Below are 13863 nucleotides of genomic sequence, written 5' to 3'. Positions count from 1 at the left end.
GTATTTTCGATAAAAGAAATACTTGGACTATTGTTAGAAATAAACTCGACTTTACTTTCTAAATCTTTATTATTTTTTGTTTTCGGAATGACAATTAATCCATTGAAATTTTCTTTGGTAATGCTGTCTTTTAAAGCTTTAACATCAACTTCAGATAAATTCAAATATTTAAATTCGGCTCCTTTTTTATTTTCTTTTAAAAAATCTGAAATAAAAATACCAGTTTCGTCATGAATTGCGATACGTTTTGTTTCTGCTTTCATTGAACTCAAATAGCCAATAAAAACAGCAATAGCCACAAACAAAAGCGGACTCAAAAAAGTCATGACAACAAAAGATTTATTACGGACTTTGGCAATAAATTCTCTTTTTATAATCAACGAGATAATACTCATAAATAATCTTAGATTTTAGATTGTTGATTTTAGATTTTAGATGTTTATTATAAAACCTGAAATCTAAACTTTATTTTCAGTAACTGTCTGAATAAAAATATCGTTTATACTCGGAATTTTTTCAACAAAATGCGTTACCTGACCTCTTTGTGTCAAAACATTCAATAATTCGTTTGGTGAAGCATTTCCTATCTGAATGTTTAATTTTAAATCATCGTTTAAAGATTTAAAACTCGCAGGCGAAACTGTAAATTTCTGTGTAATATCATACATCAAACCTTCAACATTATTAGTCAAGATCCCAACTTCAAAACTATTGGTTCTAAATTGGCGTTTTACGTCTGCCACTTTACCTTCAATCAATTTGTTTGATTTATGAATTAAAGCTATGTGTTCGCACATTTCTTCAACACTTTCCATTCTGTGAGTAGAGAAAATAATTGTAGAGCCTTGTTCTTTCAAAGCTAGAATTTCATCCTTGATAATATTTGCGTTAACGGGATCAAATCCTGAGAAAGGTTCGTCTAAAATCAGCAATTTTGGTTTATGTAAAACGCAAACAACAAACTGTATTTTCTGTGCCATACCTTTAGAAAGCTCTTGGATTTTTTTATTCCACCAACCTTGAATTCCTAAACGATCAAACCAATAATCCAATTGCTTCTTAGCTTCGGTTTTAGAAAGTCCTTTCATTTGTGCCAAATACAAACATTGCTCGCCCACTTTCATCGAGCTATAAAGACCTCTTTCTTCTGGAAGATATCCTATAGTTTGTACGTGTTTTTGTTGCAATCTTTCTCCATCCAAAATTACTTCGCCACTATCTGGCAATGTAATTTGGTTTATGATTCTGATAAGGGAAGTTTTTCCGGCTCCATTGGGACCTAAAAGTCCATATATACTGCCTTTTGGCACATTTAATGAAACTTCGTTAAGTGCTACATAATCGCCGTATTTTTTTACGACCTTATGTACTTCAAGTAAGTTACTCATGCTATTTTTAAGGATTTACTGCGTCACTTTACCAATTAAGGCTCAGCGACTGTAAAAGTAAATAATTCGAAGCAAAATTGTGTTATATTACACAAAAAACCCATTCTAATTTATACTAGAATGGGTTTTTATTTTATTATAACCTTTTAAAAAAGTTTAGATTATGAGAACATATCTTTTACTTTTTCAAAGAATGATTTCTCCGATTTCTCTGGACTTGGAACAAAGTGCTCGTCGTTTAAAGCATTTTCAAAGAATTGTTTTTGCTCTTTATTTAATGTTTTTGGAGTCCAAACGTTTACGTGAACCAATAAATCACCGCTTCCGTAACCATTTAAACTTGGAATTCCTTTTCCTTTTAATCTTAAGATTTTTCCAGACTGAATTCCTTCTTCCAATTTAATACGAACTTTCCCGTTTATAGCTTCAATATCTTTAGAAGATCCTAAAACTGCTTCAGGGAAACTGATATATAAATCGAAGTGAACGTTTTCACCTTCACGTTTCAAGAATTCGTGTTCAATTTCTTCAATCGCTACAATTAAATCTCCTGGAATACTATTTCCTGGCGCATCGTTACCTTTGTTAGCAACTTTTAACTGCATTCCGTCAACAACTCCTGCAGGAATTTTGATTGATACTGTTTCGTCTTCTTGCACCATTCCTTGAGCATCTGCCTCAGAAGGTTTTTTATCTAAAATCTGACCAGAACCACCACAAGTAGGACAAGTAGACGCAGATTGCATTCTTCCTAAAATGGTATTGGTTACACGCATAACTTGTCCTTGACCATTACAAGTCGTACAAGTTTTATACGTTACGCCTTTTGCCTGAACTTTACGTTTTACTTTTACTTTTTTCTCTACTCCATTTGCAATTTCTTCTAAAGTCAATTTTACTTTAATTCGAAGATTGCTTCCTTTCGCACGACGAGGACCTCCGCCTCCGCCTCCGAAACCACCAAATCCGCCACCAAAAATATCACCAAACTGGCTGAAAATGTCATCCATATTCATACCACCGTGACCACCACCAAATCCGCCAGAACCATCAAATGCTTGATGACCATACTGATCGTATTTCGCTTTTTTCTGCGGATCACTTAAAACTTCATAAGCTTCTGCTGCCAATTTGAAGTTTTCTTCTGCCTCTTTGTCGCCTGGGTTTTTATCAGGATGGTATTTTAAAGCACTTTTTCTGTATGCTTTTTTAATTTCGGCAGCGTCAGCATTTTTTGAAATGCCTAGTATTTCGTAAAAATCTTTTTTCATAATTAGATTAAGTTCCAAATCTTAAAAATTCCAAAATCCAAAAATGCATTTGAAATTCTTATTGCATTTTTTAGTTTCCTACAACAACTTTAGGGTAACGAATAATTTTGTCTCCTAATTTGTATCCTTTTTCAATAACATCAACAATTTTTCCTTTTAGTTTGTCAGACGGTGCTGGAATTTGAGTAATTGCTTCAGCAACATCAGCATTGAAAGCATCTCCTGCTTGAATTTCAACTTGCTCTAAACCTTTAGAAACTAAAGTGCTTTTCAATTTTTCGTGAATCAACTCAACACCTTTTTTCAAATTCTCATCTTCAGACTTGTTGATCTCTACTGTCGCTCTGTCAAAATCATCTAAAACTGGAAGCATCGCCAATAAAACTTCTTGGTTTGCTGTTTTAAATAAATCAAGACGCTCTTTTGAAGTTCTTTTTTTATAATTTTCAAATTCGGCGAATAATCTCAAAAACTTATCTTTTTCTTTAGCTAAGTCTTGAGCTAATTGCTCCTCAACACTTAATTCTTCAACAATTAATTGCTCTCCATTAGCGTTAGTCTCTATCGTTGCATCATCTAATTCCTGATCGAATTCTGTATTTTCCGTAGTCATATCACTTTTATTTTTAAAAATATTCTTAAACTTCATTTTTTATTTCTTTCTGTTGGATTGCAAAAGTACTGCCAAATCTTATAAAATGTCAAATTGTCACTTTATTAATTATGAGCCATTTAAAAAACGCATTTGCCCAGAAAAAATTTATTATAATTTTAAGACTATTACGTTTTAGTTTATCTTATCTTTGAGACCAATAACATAAATTATTACCACCAAAAATTGAATTTAAGGGTTGGCTTCGGCCTCTAAAATAATTATTAATTCAAGTTTACCTTATATTAAAAAAAGCTTCGCCTATAGAGACGAAGCTTTTTTTTATGTTTGAGCTTTACATGACAAAGTTGTCATTTCTTATTTTTGCACGGGCGGAGGGATTCGAACCCCCATCAACGGTTTTGGAGACCGCTATTCTACCCTTGAACTACGCCCGTAACTTGAGGTCGCAAATTAAAAGCTTTTTTTCTTTACTGGCAATTATTTCAGACAGAGATTTTAAAAGAAAGTCCTTTAAACTCAAGGAATATCAAGCAAAAACTTTTGTTTCAGATAGTTAACTCTGTAAAATATTTTTCATTATTTCACGCAGATTTAAAAAGATTTAGGCAGATTAAAGTAGATTTCATCCATATAAAATTCAAACTAAATCTGCTCAAATCTGCGCGAACCAAAATCTTTTAAATCTGATTCTTAGATTAATGCATTTTTCAAACCTTCGTAATCTACAGAAACCTGTTCTCCTGTCACTAAATTTTTAAGCGTATATGAATTTGAATTAATTTCCTGATCTCCAACCAATACGGCAAACGGAATTAAACGTTTATCTGCATATTGAAATTGTTTTCCAACTTTTACACTGTCAGGATATAATTCCACTTTTATATTTTCCTGTCTTAATTTCTGAATCGCTTTTGAAGCATATAAAGCTTCTTTGTCTCCAAAATTCAAGAATAGTGCTTTTGATGTAGCGGCAACAGTTTCTGGGAATAATTGTAATTCTTCTAAAACTAAATAAATTCTATCCAAACCAAAAGAGATTCCGACACCACTCATATTTTTCAAACCAAAAATACCAGTCAGATCGTCGTATCTTCCTCCGCCGCCAATAGAACCCATGGCAACTGTTTTTGGAGCTGCAACTTCAAAAATAGCTCCCGTATAATAATTTAAACCACGAGCTAATGTCACATCCAAATCCAAAATAGCAGTCGAAAGACCTAAAACGGCAACATTGTCACAAATAAACTTCAATTCTTCAACTCCTTTCATTCCCTCTTCAGAAGAAGACAATAAGTCCGAAAGCTGTGCAATTTTGTCTGTAAAAGTTCCTGAGAAACTAAAAAGCGGTTGCACTTTTACCAACGCTTCTTCAGAAATTCCTTTTTCAATCATTTCTTTTTTAACGCCGTCTTCACCAATTTTATCCAATTTATCAAGCGCGACTGTAAAATCAATTAATTTATCAGAAGCACCGATAACCTCAGCAATTCCAGATAAAATTTTTCTGTTATTGATTTTAATTGTAACGCCTTCTAAACCTAAAGAAGTAAAAACAGTATCGTACAATTGAACCAATTCTACTTCCTGCCAAAGTGATTTTGAACCAACAACATCGGCATCACATTGAAAGAATTCTCTAAAACGTCCCTTTTGCGGATTATCAGCTCTCCAAACTGGCTGAATTTGGTATCTTTTAAACGGAAATTCAATTTCGCTTTGATGTTGCACCACGTATCTTGCAAACGGAACTGTCAAATCGTAACGCAACGCTTTCTCAGAAATTTTTCCTGTGAATTTATTTAATTCGATTCTTTGCTCTAAAGTTATTTTTTCAGCAGAATTCAATTGCAATTCTTCAATTGATTCTGGCAATTCAATTTTACTTTTATTATAGAAAAAGTTACCTGAATTTAAAATTTTAAAAATCAGACGGTCTCCTTCTTCTCCATATTTCCCCATTAAGGTATCTGAATTTTCAAACGAAGGCGTTTCGATTGGCTGAAAACCAAATTTTTCGAAATTAGCTTTTATCGTTTGAATAATATATTGACGTTTTGACACCTCAGCTGGTGAAAAATCTCTTGTCCCTTTTGGTATGCTTGGTTTTGAAGCCATCTTCTTTTTATTTTAGATTGTTGATTTTAGATTTTAGATTGTTCCAATCTTTATCTAAAAACCTTATAATATTACTTTATTTCCAGATTTTTTTTAAGACTATTGGTTCTTTAGACTTTCGGCTTTATGATTTTCCAACTTACGACTTAATTTAAGTCTGCAAATATCTCACTTTTTAAAATAAATAATAACACTTGGAAAACAAACTTGTAACAAAAAACGTATTTTCGTGACAAATTGGTTATGATGCTAAAATTATTTAAAGAAAATATCCGAATTGCTTTTGGTTCTATCAAAACACAAATTCTGCGTACTATTCTTACCGTTTTAATAATCGCAATAGGTATTACGGCTTTGGTTGGCATCTTGACTGTTGTTTCTGCTTTAGAAAACACAATTTCCAGCGATTTTGCTTCGATGGGAGCTAATACTTTTAACATTAACCAATACGAAAATAAAGTTCGAAACCGTGGCGGGAGAGAACGCGAAGTCATCAATCCAATTATTTCGTATCCAGAAGCTGTTGCCTTCAAAAACAAATACAAATATCCGTTTACCGAAACCTCTCTCTCTTTTACCGCAACTACAACTGCTGAAGTAAAATATTTAAGCGAAAAAACAGATCCAGAAATTACAATTGTTGGAGTTGATGAACATTTTATTACCAATTCTGGACTCGAAACCAGTTTGGGAAGAAGTTTTAATCAATTTGACATTGAGAACAACACTTATTCTTGCATTGTGGGTTCTGATTTTGAAAAAGGACTTTTAAAAGATATAAATCCAATTGATAAAATAATTTCTATTCGAGGCGCAAGATTTAAAGTAATTGGCGTTCTTAAAGAAAAAGGATCTACGTTTGGAAACAGTCAGGATTTAAGAGTATTAATTCCTATTCAAGTTGCAAGATCTTTATTTACAGCTCCAAATATCAATTACACCATTAGTGTGATGGTTTCAAAAAAAGAAGTTTTAGATGAAGCCATAGATAATGCCACAAGTACAATGCGAAGAGTTCGCAAGTTAAGTCCTGTACGCGACAACAATTTTGGCATAGTACGAAGCGATGACTTAATTAACCGAATTCTGAGCATAACACAATATTTAGGATTGGCAGCTTGGACTATTTCCATTATCACTATTTTAGGATCTTCAATAGCTTTAATGAATATTATGATTGTTTCGGTTACAGAACGTACTCGAGAAATTGGTGTTCGCAAAGCTTTAGGAGCCAAAAGATCTACTGTTGCTTTTCAGTTTTTTATTGAAACTTTATTAATTGGGCAAATTGGAGGTTTAGTTGGAATTGTTTTAGGAATTCTACTTGGCTTTACTATAGCAACCGCAATGAGCTTTTCTTTTGTGATTCCGTGGATGGCAATTTTTGCTGCTTTTGCGACAAGCTTTTGTGTGGCTTTGGTTTCTGGCTTATATCCAGCTATTAAAGCATCAAAACTAGACCCTATTGAAGCGTTACGTTACGAATAGTTTTGTATCAGTTGCAGAATAAAGACTGAAAACTGAGACCGAAAACTTTTAAACATTTCCTTTTACCATACGATCATTATCGTAAATATCTTTTCGAAGCTCAACGTTTTCAAAACTCATATTTTCTAGTAATTCAATCATTTCTTTTCCAAGATATTGATTGATCTCAAAATATAATTTCCCTTTTTTCTGAAGTCCGTTTTGTGCCAAAGAAGCGATTTTTCTATAAAAAATAAGCGGATCATTATCTTCTACAAAAAGTGCTAAATGTGGTTCATAATCCAGTACATTCTTTTTGATTTCTACTTTTTCCAGATTTCGAACATAAGGCGGATTTGAAACAATAATATCAAATTGATTAGAAAATTCTTCTGCTTCTAAAATATTCAGCAACATAAAAGTAACATCTACATTATTTGCCACAGCATTTCTTTTGGCAGTTTCTATAGCTTTTTTAGAAACATCAATTCCAAAAACCTCTGCGTTGGGAAGATTTTTTGCTAACGAAATCGCAATACAGCCCGTTCCCGTTCCAATATCTAGAATTCTTATCTTTTTATTTTTATCTCGACTTGTATTTTCGTTAATAATCCATTCGACCAATTCTTCAGTTTCAGGTCTCGGAATCAAAACATTTTCATTGACTTCAAAATCTAAACCGTAAAAATTTGTTTTCCCAAGCAAATACTGAATTGGCACTTCTTTTTTAAGTTGTTTTAGAAGTTCATCCCATACCACAAAATCATTCTCATCAAAAGCCAATTCATGATTTAAAGCTAAATCAATCTGACGAAGCTGGTGTTTATTTTCCAGAATTAAATAAAAAAAACTCTCCGCTTCGTACGCATCGTAAAAAGGAGCTAATTCTTTAATAAACTGAGTACGATATTGTTTAATTTTCATTTTATTTTTTTGAATATTTTATTCAGCCAAAGCTGATTCTAACCCTTCAATAAGTCTTGTTTGTTAAGATTTGTTACAACTTTTCTACAAAACTTTCAACATCCACACTGGACAAGAATTATGCCCTGTACAACCTAACGGTGCATCTAAATATTCAAAACCGGATTTTTTATACAACTTTTGTGCAGCATGCATAAATGGCATAGTTTCGATATAACATTTTTCAAAACCAAAAATTCTGGCTTGTTCTAAACATTTCTCCATCATCTGTGTTCCAATTCCTAAACCTCTAGTTTTGGGCAAAAAATACATTTTCTGCAATTCGCAAATTTCTGGATTTCCATTTTCTAAAGGTGCAATTCCAGCACAGCCAACAATTTCTCCGTCATTTTCGACAACAAAATATACCGATTTGGCTTTGCTATATTCTTCAAACATCAAATCTAAATAAGGATCTTCATATGCTGTTCCAACTTTTGGAATTTCCATTTCATCAAAGACAGAACGTATCAAACTTGCAACTGCTTGATTGTCTTCTTTTTTAATTGCTCGTATAAGCCAATTTACCATTTTTTTTATTCTAAATCATTATAAACACAAAAGTAAAGATAGTTTTGAATACTACTATAACTATCGGGATTGTTTCACAACTTAACCCTTTTCAGTTAATGATAATCTTAAAATTAACTACTTTTGCACTGTGAATATACATGAAAAATATATAAAACGCTGCATCGAACTGGCACAAAATGGACTTGGAACAACGTATCCAAACCCCATGGTTGGTAGCGTAATTGTTTACGAGAATAAAATTATTGGCGAAGGCTGGCACATAAAGGCTGGAGAGCCACATGCAGAGGTTAATGCGGTGCGATCTGTAAAAGATAAATCGCTGTTGAAAAAAGCTACAATTTATGTAAGCTTAGAACCTTGCAGTCATTTTGGCAAAACTCCTCCTTGCTGTGATTTGATTATTGCGAATGAAATTCCCAATGTTGTTGTCGGCACAGTTGATCCAAATGAAAAAGTAGCGGGAAAAGGCATTTTGAAATTAATTGAAGCCGGAGCCAATGTTACTGTTGGAGTTTTAGAAGATGAATGTAACGAACTTAATAAACGCTTCTTTACTTTTCATCAAAAAAAGAGACCCTATATTATTTTAAAATGGGCAGAAAGTCAAGATGGATTTTTGGCTCCTGAAAAAGTCTCGAATCAAGACCGAAAACCAATTTGGATTACAAATCAATATTCGCGACAATTGGTTCATAAATGGAGAACTGAAGAACAAGCGATTCTTGTTGGAACACAAACCGTCATTGATGATAATCCAAAATTGAATGTTCGAGATTGGCAAGGAAATAATCCGACGAGAATTGTTATTGATCAAAATAATCGAATTGACGAAAACAGTTTTATTTTTGATGATACAGTAAAAACTATTATTTTTTCTAAAGGTTCAAAACAGTCAAAAGAAAATACTCAATTTGAGATAATTGATTTTGATAAAAATATCGTTCCTCAGATTTTAGACGTTTTGTATCAGAATCAAATTCAATCTGTAATTATTGAGGGCGGAAGACAAACGCTTCAATCTTTTATAGATGAAAATCTTTGGGATGAAGCTCGAATTTTTATCGGAAAAACAAGTTTTGAAAAAGGAACGAAAGCTCCAGAAATTTCAAGAAAAAACAGTTCAAAGACCAATATTTTAGATGACGAATTAATACAAATTAGAAATTATGATTGATGCGATAATTTTTGACTTTGGAGATATTTTTATCAATTTAGATAAAGCTGCCACTATTTCTGGTTTACAAAAATTGGGGATGAAGGAATGGAATAACGAACTGGATCAATTAAATCTTTCATTTGAAACGGGATCTATTTCGCCAGAAGATTTTATTGGTGGCTTTCAAAAACAATTACCTGATGCTTCAAAAGAAGAAATCTTAAAAGCTTGGAATGCTGTTTTGGCAGATTTTCCTTTTTATCGTTTGGAGTTTCTTCAGGAATTATCAAAAAAATATCGCTTGTTTTTGTTGAGTAACACCGATTCAATTCACATCAATACTTTTGAAGAAAAAAGTGGCGTTTCTTTTTATAAAGATTTTTACAATTGTTTTGAGAAGGTTTATTTTTCTTTTGATATTGGAATGAGAAAACCAGATCCAAAAATTTATCAATTTGTTCTAGACCAGAACAATCTAATTGCAGAAAACACTTTATTTGTTGACGATAAAACAGAAAATACCGACAGCGCCGCAACTTTAGGAATCAAAGTATGGAATCTTCAAGTTGACAAAGAAGATGTTGTTGATCTATTTACCAAAGGATTATTGTAACACACTTTCTAGTAAAAAATATTTAGCCACAGATTAAAAGGATTAAAAAGATTTCTTTTTTGATTTTTTAAAAGAAAATCTGTGAGAATCTTTTTAATCTGTGGCTAAAAAAAACTTAAACCCTTACAATTGGAAATTAACGATACTTATCAAACTATTGCATCTGCATCTGAAGAAATACTGTTTAAAGAAAAAGGCAGTAAATTCTTTGGCTATGCTTTTCCGATAGATCATGAGGACGAGGTAAAACCCATAATAGAAGACCTTAAAAAACAGCATCCGCATGCGGTGCATTATTGCTATGCCTACCAATTAGGCGTCGGAAATAAAGTTTCGTACCGTGCCAATGATGATGGTGAACCAAGCAACACTGCCGGAGCACCAATTTATGGCCAGATACAATCTTTTGGAGTTACAAACGTTCTTGTTGTAGTAGTTAGAATTTTTGGAGGAGTGAAATTAGGTGTTGGCGGTTTAATTGCAGCATATAGAACAACGGCACAACAGACTTTGGAAATTTGTGAAATCGTTGAAAAAACAATCGATGTCGAATTTTTAATTTCTTTTGATTACAAAAACATGAATAAAGTAATGCGCGTTATCAAAGAAAAGAAATTAGAAATCGTATCTCAAGAAATGGAAATGGATGAAATTTCGGGACTGCCAATTGGCAAAATTGTGACAAAAACGCGAAAAAAAAATGCCGAAACTGTGTTCAGCATTTTTGATTTAATGTTCGAAATCGATATTAAATTAGTATAATTTAACATCAAAATCCTATTCGTTTTAACAATTATTCGAGTGATTTAAATATTTCCAAAATGTACTCTGGAGGAGCTGTTGGACGACCCGTTTTTAACGCAACAAATACTAAAATAAACGTCGCAGTTGTTAATAACTCATTTGCCTCATTGTAGATTGCGCAGTCAAATTCGATCTTTACAGAAGAGTGACTTTTGAAAGTGGTGTGAATTGTCAAAAGTTCGTCGTATCTCGCCGATTTTTTGTAATTGATATTCATGTTGACAATCGGGAGGCCAATTCCGCTTTCTTCCATGCTTTTATACGAAACCCCTTTATTTCTAAGCCATTCCACGCGTCCAATCTCAAAATAAGGCACATAATTTCCGTGATAAACAACTCCCATTTGGTCAGTTTCTGAGTAACGAACTCGTACTTGAGTCTGATGATTTTTCATTTATAAAATATTAAAAAAATTCGAATTTAAAAAGCCGCATTACAACTTTTTTTTATAAAATTAGATACCAAAATATTTTTTTTTACAGAAATTTGTTCACATATTTGTTATCCCGAAATACGGAATAAAATTGCTCCTCTTTTATTAGGAGAATCTTTATAACAATAATAAAAATTTATCTGAATCTATGACTAAAACTGCTCAATCGGTATGGGAAAACTGTTTGTCCTTTATAAAGGATAATATTCAAGACCAAGCATATAAAACTTGGTTCGAACCAATCAAATCAGTTGAGCTAACCGATAACGCATTATACATTCAGGTTCCGAGTAAATTTTTCTACGAATGGCTCGAAGAGCATTACGTAAAATTATTGAAAGTTGCGCTTACCAAAGAACTGGGAAAAAACGCAAAGTTACTCTATAAAATTAAAATGGAGAACACTTATGGCAATAAACAGCCGTTTACCGAGCAGCTGCCAAGTGCCAACAGAGTGCCAATGAAACCGCAAGAGGTTGATGCTCCGTTTAAAAACTTAAATCCTGAACTTAAAAATCCGTTTGTAATTCCAGGAATTAGAAATTTAAAAATTGAGTCTCAGTTAAATCCGAACTACAGTTTTGATAATTTCTTAGAAGGAGATTCAAACCGTTTAGCTCGTTCTGCAGGTATGGCTGTTGCTAACAAACCTGGAGGAACTTCATTTAATCCTTTGTTGATTTTTGGAGGAGTTGGTTTAGGAAAAACACACTTAGCACATGCTATAGGCGTAGAAGTAAAAGATAAGTATCCGGAAAAGACCGTTTTATATATTTCTGCTGAGATTTTTACACAGCAATACATTGATTCTGTTAAAAAGAATAATCGTAATGATTTTATTCACTTTTATCAGTTAATCGATGTCTTGATTATTGATGATGTTCAGTTTTTATCTGGTAAATCAGGAACGCAAGACGTATTTTTCCATATTTTCAATTATTTACACCAAAACGGAAAACAAGTAATCTTAACTTCTGACAAAGCTCCTGTTGATATGCAGGATATCGAACAAAGATTATTATCTCGTTTTAAATGGGGATTATCTGCTGAGTTACATCAGCCTGATTACGAAACTCGTATCTCAATCTTAAAAAACATTTTATACCGTGATGGTGTAGAAATGCCAGAAGATATTCTCGAATATGTTGCTCGAAACATTAAATCAAATGTTAGAGAACTTGAAGGCGCTATTATTTCGTTAATCGCTCAATCTTCTTTCAATAAAAAAGAAGTTACGATTGAATTGGCTAAAAGTGTTGTAGAAAAATTTGTTAAAAACGTAAAGAGAGAAATCTCTATCGATTATATCCAAAAAATTGTTTCAGATTATTTCCAATTAGATATTGAGACACTTCAATCTAAAACCAGAAAGAGGCATGTGGTGCAAGCAAGACAACTAGCGATGTTCTTTGCTAAGAAATTCACTAAAGCTTCTCTTGCTAATATTGGTTCACAAATTGGAGATCGCGATCACGCAACTGTTCTTCACGCTTGTAAAACAGTCGACAATTTAGTTTCTACAGACAAACAATTTAAAAAGTTTGTTGAAGACATCAATAAAAAACTAACGCTTTAATACGCGCCATGCCTGTAAAAATCTTAATGGTTTGTTTAGGGAATATTTGCAGATCTCCTTTAGCAGAAGGAATTTTAGCCTCTAAATTACCTCAAGATAAATTTTTAGTTGATTCTGCAGGAACAGGTTCTTGGCATGTTGGTCATTGCCCTGACAAACGCTCAATTGAAGTTGCTAAAAAATACGGAATCAATATCGGCGAACAAAAAGGCAGACAAATAAAAGTCTCTGATTTTGACGAGTTTGATTATATCTATGTAATGGATAATTCGAATTTTCGCGATGTTGTTCATTTAGCCAAAACTCCAGAACATAAAAATAAAGTCCGTTTAATTTTAAACGATTTATTCCCAGATGAAAATGTAGATGTTCCTGACCCGTATTATGGTTCTGCCAACGGTTTTGAAAATGTTTACCAAATGTTGGACGAAGTGACTGATTTAATTGCAGATCAGCTTCTTAAAAAACACTCCTAATTCGATTCAATTGTTTCTAGAAAAGAGATAATTGAATTTTTTAATTTTAAACAAAACACATTATGAAATCTTTCGGAAAACTATATTTAATTCCAACAACAATGGGCGAAAGCAATCCGATGGATGTTTTACCTCAGACTGTTAGAAGAACGATAGAAGTTATCGACCATTATATTGTTGAAAATGACAAAACGGCGAGAAAATCTATAAAAGCAGTTTATCCAGAAAAAAAACAATCTGAACTGGTTCTTTTTACTTTAAACAAAAGAACAGAAACCAGCGAACACAATGATTTCATTAAACCTTTATTAGAAGGAAAAAATATGGGACTAATGAGCGAAGCTGGTTGCCCCGGAGTTGCAGATCCTGGAGCTGTAATTGTAAAATTGGCGCACGAAAAAGGAATTCAGGTTGTGCCTTTAGTTGGGCCTTCTTCTATCCTACTAGCTAT

At 32.8% G+C, this 13863-nt stretch carries 14 protein-coding genes, 1 tRNA gene and 1 pseudogene; 7 read left to right on the top strand and 9 right to left on the bottom strand.

From position 1 onward, the window contains the following. From B3J44_RS01530 to hisS, 6 genes are all read right to left on the bottom strand, one after another. Window positions 1-395, bottom strand: a 395-nt coding sequence (locus B3J44_RS01530; RefSeq protein WP_286965158.1) for an ABC transporter permease, incomplete at its 3' end; no start/stop codon positions are given. Window positions 396-458: 63 nt separating this feature from the next. Continuing rightward, window positions 459-1388: an ABC transporter ATP-binding protein gene (locus B3J44_RS01525; RefSeq protein WP_286965156.1), complete on the bottom strand. Its 930-nt coding sequence runs from the start codon at window positions 1386-1388 to the stop codon at window positions 459-461. Window positions 1389-1549: 161 nt separating this feature from the next. After that, window positions 1550-2659, bottom strand: a complete 1110-nt coding sequence (dnaJ, locus tag B3J44_RS01520; protein ID WP_198858293.1) for a molecular chaperone DnaJ — start codon at window positions 2657-2659, stop codon at window positions 1550-1552. A 70-nt stretch (window positions 2660-2729) separates the two neighbouring features. Then, window positions 2730-3308, bottom strand: a complete 579-nt coding sequence (locus B3J44_RS01515) for a nucleotide exchange factor GrpE (RefSeq protein ID WP_198858292.1) — start codon at window positions 3306-3308, stop codon at window positions 2730-2732. A 330-nt stretch (window positions 3309-3638) separates the two neighbouring features. Beyond that, a tRNA-Trp gene (locus tag B3J44_RS01510) sits at window positions 3639-3709 on the bottom strand. Window positions 3710-3965: 256 nt separating this feature from the next. Further along, a complete protein-coding gene (hisS, locus tag B3J44_RS01505; protein ID WP_286965152.1) occupies window positions 3966-5390 on the bottom strand; it encodes a histidine--tRNA ligase in 1425 nt (474 codons plus the stop codon). Window positions 5391-5633: 243 nt separating this feature from the next. On the opposite strand from hisS, the gene B3J44_RS01500 reads away from it, so the two are divergent. Then, window positions 5634-6878 (top strand): ABC transporter permease, encoded by a 1245-nt coding sequence (locus B3J44_RS01500; RefSeq protein WP_286965149.1) that lies wholly within the window; start codon window positions 5634-5636, stop codon window positions 6876-6878. Between the two features lie 48 nt (window positions 6879-6926). Here B3J44_RS01500 and prmC read toward each other — a convergent pair whose 3' ends face one another. Beyond that, window positions 6927-7781: a peptide chain release factor N(5)-glutamine methyltransferase gene (prmC, locus tag B3J44_RS01495; RefSeq protein WP_286965146.1), complete on the bottom strand. Its 855-nt coding sequence runs from the start codon at window positions 7779-7781 to the stop codon at window positions 6927-6929. A gap of 84 nt (window positions 7782-7865) precedes the next feature. Further along, window positions 7866-8351 (bottom strand): GNAT family N-acetyltransferase, encoded by a 486-nt coding sequence (locus B3J44_RS01490; RefSeq protein ID WP_286965144.1) that lies wholly within the window; start codon window positions 8349-8351, stop codon window positions 7866-7868. Window positions 8352-8481: 130 nt separating this feature from the next. Here B3J44_RS01490 and ribD point away from each other — a divergent pair, with 130 nt between their 5' ends. The 3 genes from ribD to B3J44_RS01475 all read left to right on the top strand — a co-directional run bounded on the left by ribD (window position 8482) and on the right by B3J44_RS01475 (window position 10885). Next, entirely contained in the window at window positions 8482-9528 is a 1047-nt protein-coding gene (ribD, locus tag B3J44_RS01485) for a bifunctional diaminohydroxyphosphoribosylaminopyrimidine deaminase/5-amino-6-(5-phosphoribosylamino)uracil reductase RibD (RefSeq protein ID WP_286965142.1), read from the top strand. After that, the gene (locus B3J44_RS01480; protein ID WP_286965139.1) at window positions 9521-10123 is read left to right on the top strand and encodes an HAD family hydrolase; all 603 of its coding nucleotides are present in this window, start codon (window positions 9521-9523) and stop codon (window positions 10121-10123) included. The genes ribD and B3J44_RS01480 overlap by 8 nt, the downstream gene beginning before the upstream one ends. Before the next feature lie 129 nt (window positions 10124-10252). Next, a complete protein-coding gene (locus tag B3J44_RS01475; protein WP_198858284.1) occupies window positions 10253-10885 on the top strand; it encodes an IMPACT family protein in 633 nt (210 codons plus the stop codon). 31 nt (window positions 10886-10916) lie between these two features. On the opposite strand, the gene B3J44_RS01470 is transcribed toward B3J44_RS01475, so the two are convergent. Further along, window positions 10917-11321: an acyl-CoA thioesterase gene (locus B3J44_RS01470; RefSeq protein WP_177212343.1), complete on the bottom strand. Its 405-nt coding sequence runs from the start codon at window positions 11319-11321 to the stop codon at window positions 10917-10919. Between the two features lie 187 nt (window positions 11322-11508). Here B3J44_RS01470 and dnaA point away from each other — a divergent pair, with 187 nt between their 5' ends. The 3 genes and pseudogenes from dnaA to B3J44_RS01455 form a co-directional block, all read left to right on the top strand. After that, a complete protein-coding gene (dnaA, locus tag B3J44_RS01465; RefSeq protein WP_095931847.1) occupies window positions 11509-12936 on the top strand; it encodes a chromosomal replication initiator protein DnaA in 1428 nt (475 codons plus the stop codon). A gap of 8 nt (window positions 12937-12944) precedes the next feature. Further along, window positions 12945-13412: a low molecular weight protein-tyrosine-phosphatase gene (locus B3J44_RS01460; protein ID WP_286965132.1), complete on the top strand. Its 468-nt coding sequence runs from the start codon at window positions 12945-12947 to the stop codon at window positions 13410-13412. A 62-nt stretch (window positions 13413-13474) separates the two neighbouring features. Then, a pseudogene (locus B3J44_RS01455) lies at window positions 13475-13863 on the top strand (SAM-dependent methyltransferase); the annotation flags it as partial.

Origin of the sequence: Flavobacterium sp. UBA4854 (assembly GCF_002399805.1) — a bacterium.
Taxonomy (GTDB): Bacteria; Bacteroidota; Bacteroidia; order Flavobacteriales; family Flavobacteriaceae; genus Flavobacterium; species Flavobacterium ginsengisoli.
Note: the sequence above shows the minus strand (reverse complement) of the source record. Positions and strands in the feature narration are given on the sequence as shown.

Coding starts and splice junctions, on each gene's coding strand:
- B3J44_RS01525 (WP_286965156.1), bottom strand. CDS start 1,388: ATGAGTAACTTACTTGAAGTACATAAGGTCGTAAAAAAATACGGCGAT.
- dnaJ (WP_198858293.1), bottom strand. CDS start 2,659: ATGAAAAAAGATTTTTACGAAATACTAGGCATTTCAAAAAATGCTGAC.
- B3J44_RS01515 (WP_198858292.1), bottom strand. CDS start 3,308: ATGAAGTTTAAGAATATTTTTAAAAATAAAAGTGATATGACTACGGAA.
- hisS (WP_286965152.1), bottom strand. CDS start 5,390: ATGGCTTCAAAACCAAGCATACCAAAAGGGACAAGAGATTTTTCACCA.
- B3J44_RS01500 (WP_286965149.1), top strand. CDS start 5,634: ATGATGCTAAAATTATTTAAAGAAAATATCCGAATTGCTTTTGGTTCT.
- prmC (WP_286965146.1), bottom strand. CDS start 7,781: ATGAAAATTAAACAATATCGTACTCAGTTTATTAAAGAATTAGCTCCT.
- B3J44_RS01490 (WP_286965144.1), bottom strand. CDS start 8,351: ATGGTAAATTGGCTTATACGAGCAATTAAAAAAGAAGACAATCAAGCA.
- B3J44_RS01480 (WP_286965139.1), top strand. CDS start 9,521: ATGATTGATGCGATAATTTTTGACTTTGGAGATATTTTTATCAATTTA.
- B3J44_RS01470 (WP_177212343.1), bottom strand. CDS start 11,321: ATGAAAAATCATCAGACTCAAGTACGAGTTCGTTACTCAGAAACTGAC.
- dnaA (WP_095931847.1), top strand. CDS start 11,509: ATGACTAAAACTGCTCAATCGGTATGGGAAAACTGTTTGTCCTTTATA.
- B3J44_RS01460 (WP_286965132.1), top strand. CDS start 12,945: ATGCCTGTAAAAATCTTAATGGTTTGTTTAGGGAATATTTGCAGATCT.